General features: G+C 42.5%; 8 protein-coding genes and 2 pseudogenes. All 10 read left to right on the top strand.

The features are described 5' to 3' along the window. Positions 1-110: 110 nt before the first annotated feature. Positions 111-339 (top strand): annotated as a pseudogene (locus tag DWZ60_RS18490) (VirD4-like conjugal transfer protein, CD1115 family); the annotation flags it as partial. A gap of 441 nt (positions 340-780) precedes the next feature. Beyond that, positions 781-2,663: pseudogene (locus DWZ60_RS16140) on the top strand (recombinase family protein). Next, positions 2,660-3,043 (top strand): TnpV protein, encoded by a 384-nt coding sequence (locus DWZ60_RS16145; protein WP_021738890.1) that lies wholly within the window; start codon positions 2,660-2,662, stop codon positions 3,041-3,043. Before DWZ60_RS16140 ends, DWZ60_RS16145 begins: the two are co-directional and overlap by 4 nt. A gap of 9 nt (positions 3,044-3,052) precedes the next feature. Beyond that, positions 3,053-3,232 (top strand): hypothetical protein, encoded by a 180-nt coding sequence (locus DWZ60_RS16150; RefSeq protein ID WP_021738889.1) that lies wholly within the window; start codon positions 3,053-3,055, stop codon positions 3,230-3,232. 15 nt (positions 3,233-3,247) lie between these two features. Next, entirely contained in the window at positions 3,248-3,526 is a 279-nt protein-coding gene (locus tag DWZ60_RS16155; RefSeq protein WP_044963260.1) for a hypothetical protein, read from the top strand. Positions 3,527-3,563: 37 nt separating this feature from the next. Further along, positions 3,564-3,866 (top strand): hypothetical protein, encoded by a 303-nt coding sequence (locus tag DWZ60_RS16160; protein WP_021738887.1) that lies wholly within the window; start codon positions 3,564-3,566, stop codon positions 3,864-3,866. A gap of 411 nt (positions 3,867-4,277) precedes the next feature. Beyond that, positions 4,278-5,711, top strand: coding sequence for a hypothetical protein (locus tag DWZ60_RS16165; protein ID WP_021738885.1), 1,434 nt, complete (start codon positions 4,278-4,280; stop codon positions 5,709-5,711). 106 nt (positions 5,712-5,817) lie between these two features. Continuing rightward, positions 5,818-6,471: a CHC2 zinc finger domain-containing protein gene (locus DWZ60_RS16170; RefSeq protein ID WP_021738884.1), complete on the top strand. Its 654-nt coding sequence runs from the start codon at positions 5,818-5,820 to the stop codon at positions 6,469-6,471. Next, positions 6,386-7,825: a virulence-associated E family protein gene (locus DWZ60_RS16175; protein WP_227097757.1), complete on the top strand. Its 1,440-nt coding sequence runs from the start codon at positions 6,386-6,388 to the stop codon at positions 7,823-7,825. The genes DWZ60_RS16170 and DWZ60_RS16175 overlap by 86 nt, the downstream gene beginning before the upstream one ends. Before the next feature lie 288 nt (positions 7,826-8,113). Then, positions 8,114-8,281, top strand: a complete 168-nt coding sequence (locus DWZ60_RS16180) for a transposon-encoded TnpW family protein (protein WP_081695227.1) — start codon at positions 8,114-8,116, stop codon at positions 8,279-8,281. The last annotated feature ends 345 nt before the right edge of the window (positions 8,282-8,626 follow it).

An 8,626-nucleotide genomic window follows, 5' to 3' on the forward strand; every position in this document is an offset into this window, starting at 1 on the left:
ATGTCTTGTGAAGACAATCGATGGAGCGCCGGATGCGGTGAAAGTCGCATGTCCGGTGTGAAGTGGGGGAAAAGGTGGAGATAATATCAAAACCTTACCTATCACTATAGGCGGAACGCCTCTACTATTCGGCCCTGATCGGCTATATCTGGTATGAGGCCCCGGAGGAAGAAAAGAACTTCATAACGCTGCTGGACCTGATCAATGCCAGCGAAGCCAGGGAGGACGACGAGGAATACCAAAGCCCCGTTGACCTCCTTTTTGCACAGTTGGAAGAAAAAGACCCGGACCATTTTGCGGTGAAGCAATACCACAAGTTCAAAATGGCCGCGGGTGTAGTAAGTTTGAAGAGACTTCTTAATCAATCAAATTTAAAGAGTTGGAGCTCCAAAATGATTAAAAAGTCTCTTGAGGCTTATTTTTTTACCTTAAAGAACAAAATTGTATTTTGTAAAAAACAATTTCAAAACATGTCCGTATTTTGTTTCGTCAGTACAGAGATTGTGTAAGGAACTTTAAAAAGATGACACGAAATCAAAAAAGATGCAGTAAGGGGGCTGTAAAAAGACCTCTGAGCATTTCGTTTAGTGTAAGAATCTTTTTTACTTCTTACACGAACCTTGAAAACGAAACAGCCTGCCCGTAGTGATACCAGAACTGAATAGGCATTCAGCGTGTCTTTTTTGGTTAATACGTCCCGGAAACATCAGAACCCGGTACAGGAACGGATATGGGATGAGAACAGGCAATTAATAAACAAAGGAAGGAGGACATCTGACTATGACAGAGAAACAGGGATTCATGACAGCGTTGTATGAACGTCTTAGTCGTGATGATGAATTAAACGGGGAATCCAACAGTATTTCAAACCAGAAGAAACTGCTGGAACAATATGCAAAAGAACATGGATTTACCAATCTTGTTCATTTTACTGATGATGGTATCTCCGGTACAAGATTTGATCGCCCAGGCTTTCTTGCCATGATGAAAGAAGTAGAGTCGGGGAAAGTCGGAACGATTCTGATTAAAGATATGAGCCGAATGGGAAGAGATTATCTGAAAGTCGGACAATATATGGAATTGCTGCGACAGAAGAATGTCCGCCTGATTGCAGTCAACGAGAATGTAGACAGCTTCCGGGAGGACGATGATTTTACTCCATTCCGAAATATCATGAATGAATGGTATGCAAGGGATACCAGTAAAAAGATAAAATCCACTTTCAAGGCGAAAGGAAAATCCGGCAAGCATGTGGCAAGTACAACACCATATGGGTATCTGAAAGACAAGGATGACCCGAATGTATGGATTGTTGATGAAGAAGCAGCTGTAGTTGTACGGAGAATCTTTCACATGACAATGGATGGGTACGGACCATATCAGATTGCCAAGGCACTGAAAGAGGATAAGGTTGAGATACCAGCGGTTCATATGGCAAAGAAAGATGCCGGATTATGGAAAGGCAGAGTAGAAGAAATCAAAGATCCTTATGGCTGGGGCTCTTCTACTGTTGCAGGCATTCTGAAGAAAAGAGAGTATCTTGGTCATACAGTGAACTTCAAGACCAGAAAACATTTCAAGGATAAGAAAAGCCATTACGTATCTGAAGATAATTGGACGGTGTTTGAGAACACGCAGGAAGCCATTATAGATCAGGAAACTTTTGACAATGTACAGAGAATCCGAAGCAATGTGAGAAGATATCCAGATGGATGGGGAGAAGCCCACCCCTTGACAGGTCTGATGTATTGTGCAGACTGTGGTTCCAAAATGTATGTCCATCGAGTAAATAATGGCAAGCGAGTACCACAATATACTTGTTCTGCATATTCTAAAGTTCCGGTTGGAACACTCTGCCAGACACAGCACAGAATTAATGCTGATGTGGTTATGGAGCTGATTAAGGAACTTTTAAAGGCTGTTGCGGAGTATTCACAGTTGAATCGTGAAGAATTTTTGGAGACAGTAAAAAAGGCACAGACTTCACAGCAGTCCAGTGAGATCACAAGATTGAAAAGCAGATTGGCAGAGGCAAAAAAGCGTGTGCAGGAACTGGAAAAACTGATCTGCAGAATTTATGAGGACAATATTCTTGGCAAGCTGCCAGATGAACGCTATGCGATTCTTGATGGACAGTATTCTAAAGAACAGAAAGATTTGTCGGCAGAAATTGCAGATATGGAAGCTGAATTATCAGGCTATGAAGAAGGTCGCAGATCAGCGAGAAGTTTATTGCTCTGGTTGATAAATACCAAAATTTTGAGGAATTGACCACTTACATGCTGAATGAATTTGTAGAAAAGATTGTGGTGCATGAGCGTGACCGGAAAGGAAGCGTTGAGACGACACAGGAAGTGGAAATCTATTTTAACTTCATCGGCAGATATTTACCGCCACATTTCGGTGAGGTGAAAATGACACCGGAAGAAATTGAAGAAATGGAAAAACGGGAAGCCAGAAAAGACAGGCTTCACCAGAATTACCTGAGAAGAAAAGCAAATGGAAAGCAGCAGGAATACTATGAACGGACAAAGGCAAAAAAGAAAGCCGAACTGGATGCAAAAAAAGAAGAGATCCGGCAGGAAGATATTGCAAAAGGTGTGTTCATTCCGCTATCACTGCTTCCCCCAGCAGAACCGAAGAAAGGAGTTGCATCAGCATGAGCAAATTAGAAAGAATCATTCACGATAACAGTAATGGTCTGGATTATATCCTTGTCGGGGAAATCTATCTGCCACTGATCGCAGTACCCGAAGAGAAAAGAGAGATTGGTTTTTATGGAAGTCTTCACAGAAACTATCTGAAAGATTACAAGAGTGGCTTGTATTCCTATCTGACATTGAGTGGTAAGCTCTGGACGTATCTCGCAGATCTGAATGAGCAGTGTTTGGAACGCAGGGATTTCCTCATGGAACAGATTATGGAGCAGGAAGGCATTACGGAAGAATTGAAAAGCAGAGATCAGATGGAATGGGTTCGCCGGGCAAACAATGCAAGAAGCCGGGTAGATGAAATTATTTTAAATGAACTGGTGTATGTGTAGGAGGGACTTATGAGATACTGGATTGAATATGCAGACGGAAGATGTTGTAATTTTGCAAACAGCAGAAAAGATTTACTGGACTGGCTGAAACTTTTGAAAGATGAAAAAATCGTTGATATCCGAAAGATTTACAAAAGCGGTGTGACAGATTCTGTGATAGACAGCTATCGTAGTTATCTGAAACAGTGAAAGGGGTGGACAGTCATGGTTGTTGTAAGAATTATTGTGAAAATCGTATTACTGCCAGTGCGTATATGCCTGACAATGATACAACTGGTGGTTATGTTCTTCACATGGCTGTCGGCAACGGTATTTCATATCCTGTCGGGGATCATCTGCATTACAGCAGTTTTAGGGTATGGATTCGGACAGGAGACAGGCACAGAAGCGGTCAGGATGCTTGTGGCAGGTTTTATACTTTATATCCTGCTGTGCTTTCTGGCTGGGCAGTGGTGTGGCTGGAAACAATCAAAATCAGATTGATGAAGTAGACCACTGGAGAAAGGAATAGGATTCTTAAATGAAGATTACAAAAGAGATTGAAGAATTTATCAACCTGACCATAACGGAGCATATGGGAAAAGAGTATGCAGACTGGAAACTGAGCCAGCCGTCTGTGACAGAACCAGATGAAGTTGAGGAAGAATATAAAAAAGTGATTGCCACACTTCCACAGAAACAGGAAGAGGCCATTACAAAATATTGCGACCAGATATTTAACAGTGGAGCAGAGACAGAAGAATTTTTCTACCGGTTGGGACTGAGGGACGGAATGAAACTTAGGAAGAATGTTAAAATGGTTCTGAAGCAATTATCAGAATGATACATACAGGAATTATCTGAAAAGTGAATGAGTAAAGGAAAGGGCATTAACCGTAAAAAGTTAGTGCCCTTTGTTTTACCCATTTTATATTTTCACAAAATCCGATGCAGAGGATTTTTGAAAAACAGACGGAACGGAGATCCTGCTGAAGGGACAGCGGCAGGAGTTACGTTTTGTCTGCTGGGAGTACAGAGGGCTGGAAGTCCTTTGTGCCCAGATTGCAAAGAGCGGCAGCATCTTGCTGGGGTTAAGGGGCAAAGCCCTTAGCAGGTTAAGGGCGGCAGCCATTGCCCAGTGATATGGCGTTTCGCCATATGGTACTGGGTACTGTCTGTAACGGGGACAGAGACTTTTGGAAGCTTCGCTGCAATCCCCTCCGGGGAAACAACTTGAAAAAAGGAGAGATGTGAATTGAAAGGCACAAGGCATAACGGCAGATCTGGGAAAGACGGTGTTTACAATCCGCTTCACAATGACCGGAGATTTGACCCGGAACACAGTGAGCATATTGACAATGAACGTGTCCGTCAGAATATTTACTGGGACTGCTATCAGGGATATACCACAATGGCAGACCGGGGAAAAGAGGATAATTTTTCTTTTAACCAGATTGAGATGGCATACTATGTGGATCATTACAGCGATTATGTGATTAACCAGAATAAACGTCATGAGAAAGCAAGACACCCCGACAGATGTAAAGGGGTGGAAGATGTTCTGAAAAATAAAAAGACCTGTCCGGAAGAAAGTATCTATCAGCTTGGGACGATAGATGAACACGCTTCTGTGGAAACGCTGGTTTTGGTTTTTGATGAATTCAAGAAAGAGTTCGATGAGCGGTTTGGTTCTAATGTGCATATCATTGACTGGTCACTGCACATGGACGAAGCGACTCCGCATATTCATGAGCGTCATGTATTCGATGCTACGAACCGGTATGGGGAGATTGAACCGAAACAGGAAGCGGCACTGGAAGAACTTGGCTTTGAACTTCCGAATCCGGAAAAGAAAAGATCAAAGACAAATAACCGTAAGGTTGTTTTTGATTCTGCCTGCCGGACAATGTTCCTGGATATCTGTAAACGTCATGGACTGGAAATTGACGAAGAACCGTCCTATGGAGGAAGGCAGTATCTGGAGAAACAGGACTATATCCGAATGAAGCAGAAAGAAGAGATTGCGGTTCAGCAGGAAATGCTCAATCAGCAGAGGGATAAGGTCAATGCGAATCATCTGGAACTTGCAAGGCAGTCAAACCATGTCAGGGCAAATGAAAAGGTTATCCAGTCACAGAAAGAAAAAATAGAACAGCAGGAAAAAGAATTTAAAGAAAATTTCATTTCCAATTCTGACCGGATTCTAAGTCAGGGCGAGCTGATTGAAGAACAGAGAGAGGAACTGCAACAGCTTACCCTCCGTATTGAAGATGTGGAAACCTTGCTTGACGAAGTATCCAGTGAAGCCTATGACAAGGCTGTGGATAAAGTCGCAGAGGAAACAATGCGGGCTACCAGAAAAGATGACATTCGTCTTGCGGAAGATTCTAAGAGATGGATTCAGAGTCCGGAACGTAAGGCATCACGAAAAGAAAAGGAATATGCGATAAACAGGCTGGACGGTCTGATTAAAAAAATCGAATATGCGATGGAAAAAGCTGTTGTGAGGGTTGTCCGTCAGTTAAAACAGCCAGAGAAGAAAAAAGCCGTTGTAGAAGAAATCAAAAAAGAAGTGAAGCCGTCAATCAGAGAAAAACTTGCATTGAACGTAGCAAAGATTCAAAGAGAAGAGGCAGAGAGAAAACAACTGAATAAAGGAAGATCACATTCCAGTGATCTGGAACTATAAGGGCATTTTGTTGATTCCGTAAGGACAGGACAAAGTGCTTTTTTGTTTTTTGTGAAAACTTGCTTCCCAGATTTGGGAAGCAGATTTAAGAAAGAGAGGAAACGAATTGGGATTATTTGATGAAGTAAAACAGAATGTGACCGTCCGGCAGGCTGCGGAGAGGTATGGGTTAAAGCCCAACAGGAGCGGACTGATCCGCTGCATTTTCCATAATGACAAATCACCCAGCATGAAAGTTGACCGGAGATATTATTGTTTCGGGTGTGGCTGTACAGGAGATGCCATTGATTTTACGGCACAACTGTTTGACATTGGATTGAAAGATGCAGCCATGAAGCTGGCAGATGATTTTGGGATTCCTTATTCCGGCAGGGACAGGGGGTCACCGCAGAACAGGAGAAGCGTTTCAGCAAAAAAGCCAGAGCCGACACCAGAAGAACTTTGGCAGAAAAAACATCTGAGATGCCTGAGAGCCTATCTGGATTATCTGAGCCTGCTTCTGGAATGGAAAGAACAGTATGCACCAAAAACACGGACAGAAGAATGGCATGAAAAGTTTATGACTGCTCTCAGGGAGTTGTCAGTTGTTGAGTATTATCTGGATATCCTGCTCTTTGGGGACAGGGCAGATAAGGAAGCACTTGTAAAAGAAAAATGGAAGGAGGTGGAGCGGATTGAGCAATGCGAAAGAGAAGATAAAGGAGATCGCCACAAAAGAACAGAAAGATGCCATGAAAGAAATGTTCCGGATGGTAGATAAAAGCAAAGTCGATGAAGTGAAACAGATGCTGGAATATACACAGAAAGGAACTGCGAAAGCAACGGTTGGAAATTATATGGTTGTGCTGAGAAATGATCCGCTTGTGCGTGAGAGTATGAAATACAACAAGCTGACAGGCAGGATTGATATTGTAAAAAAACTCTGGTGGAATGAGGAAGTCTGCAAGCTGGATGATGATGGCAGGACTTATTTCTACTATTTCTTTGAACGCTATTACAAACTCACAAGTGAAAAATGTATGGATAAGGCACTTCGCATAGAAGCCAACAGCCGGGCATACCACCCGATCTGTGAGTATCTGGAACAACTGGAGTGGGACGGGCAGGAGAGAATCCGTTATGTTCTGCAACGGTATATGGGGGCAGATGCTTCGGATTTTGTCTATGAGGTTGTGAAGCACTTCCTGATGGAAGCATTAAGCAGAATCTACCGCCCCGGTTGTAAAGCAGATGAAATGCTTTGTCTGGTAGGTCAGCAGGGAGCCGGAAAATCCACATTTTTCCGTTTTCTTGCATTGAACGATGACTGGTTTTCTGATGATCTGAAGCAGTTGAATGACAGTAAGATATACGAGCATCTCCGGGGACACTGGATTATGGAAATGTCGGAGATGATTGCTGCAATCAGTGCAAAGAGCAATGAGGAAATCAAGTCATTCCTGACCAGACAGAAAGACACTTACCGGAACCCTTATGATAAATATGAGGAAGACCGGAAGCGTCAGTGTATCTTTGCAGGTTCAACGAACACAAGGCAGTTCATTCCTTTTGACCGTACCGGGGCAAGACGGTTCCTGCCGATTGCTATAGACAGCAGTAAGGCAGAGAAGCATATCCTCGATGATGAAAAAGAAGCCAGATCCTATTTTGACCAGTTGTGGGCAGAAGTAATGGAAATCTACTGGTCAACGGAGAATAAGAGCAGCCTGTTGAAGTTCTCAAAGGAAATGGAGCAGGAGATCAGTGAATACCGAAAACAGTTCACACAGGAAGATACGATGGCAGGAATGATACAAGGCTGGCTGGACGCTTATAAAGGTAGTCATGTATGTTCCGTCCAGATCTGGAAAGAAGCCTTTGACCATTTTGACCGGGAGCCGAAAAAATTCGAGACAAATGAGATCTGTTCCATTATGGATACGCAGATCACTGGCTGGAAGAGAGCCGGAGTCCACAGATTTTCAAAGGAAGGATATGGCAGACAGAGAAGCTGGATCAGGGAAGGAGCAGAAGAAGAGGGTGGCAACGAACCGGATAAAGATGGATTTACAAAGCTGACGAAAGCAGAACAGTTGGAGCTGCCATTTGATCTGCCCGACAGAGAGAAAGGCTGATTTTGATGCCGAAAGGCTACTGATTACCCGGAAATTTACTGCTTGTTGACATTTTTGTTGACACCAAAATCCTTTGTATTTACCGGTGTTTCAGCTACTTTTTAACAGGTGTCAACAAGAACATTCAAAAAACTTTTCAATAGTATTTTGGAAAACAGAAATAACTACCCGAAAAAAGTTTCAAACCCTATGTTGACACTTGCGTTGTCAGCGTGCCGATAAACTCCCGGCAGGGACAGAAGCAAACCTCTCTCTGTCGGGCACAGGAAAGAAAGGAAATAGATGATTATGGAAAAAATGATGAATAAAAAAACAGAGGGAAACACATTTACAAAGAAAATCGGGCAGACAGTATATGTTGTCCGCTATCATTTCAATGAAGATGCAAAGGAAACCATGCAAGAAAAGATTAACCGGATGCTGGTTACAGAAGCAAGCCGAAAGGCAATGCAATAGATGGGGGCAGAGACAATTGGAATTGAGATATGTTTGAAAATGTGATATGATTTGAGCAACAAATTAGAATTTATGGAGGAATGATAGTAAGTTATATTACAATGGAAATATGGACTGGAATATGGATATTAGTGAGGTTACTTCCAACGGCACTTATTATTTTCGCAGGTGTTATGATTATCGAACTGGGTATTGAATTTATCCAAAAGAAGAAAATAGAAATTAGGATTTTAAATTGGAATATGGATATTAGTGAGGTTACTTCCAACGGCACTTATTATTTTCGCAGGTGTTATGATTATCGAACTGGGTATTGAATTTATCCAAAAGAAGAAAATAGAAATT

Origin of the sequence: Blautia sp. AF34-10 (assembly GCF_003477865.1) — a bacterium.
Classification (GTDB): domain Bacteria; phylum Bacillota; class Clostridia; order Lachnospirales; family Lachnospiraceae; genus Fusicatenibacter; species Fusicatenibacter saccharivorans.

Coding starts and splice junctions, on each gene's coding strand:
- DWZ60_RS16145 (WP_021738890.1), top strand. CDS start 2,660: ATGAGCAAATTAGAAAGAATCATTCACGATAACAGTAATGGTCTGGAT.
- DWZ60_RS16150 (WP_021738889.1), top strand. CDS start 3,053: ATGAGATACTGGATTGAATATGCAGACGGAAGATGTTGTAATTTTGCA.
- DWZ60_RS16180 (WP_081695227.1), top strand. CDS start 8,114: ATGGAAAAAATGATGAATAAAAAAACAGAGGGAAACACATTTACAAAG.
- DWZ60_RS16155 (WP_044963260.1), top strand. CDS start 3,248: ATGGTTGTTGTAAGAATTATTGTGAAAATCGTATTACTGCCAGTGCGT.
- DWZ60_RS16160 (WP_021738887.1), top strand. CDS start 3,564: ATGAAGATTACAAAAGAGATTGAAGAATTTATCAACCTGACCATAACG.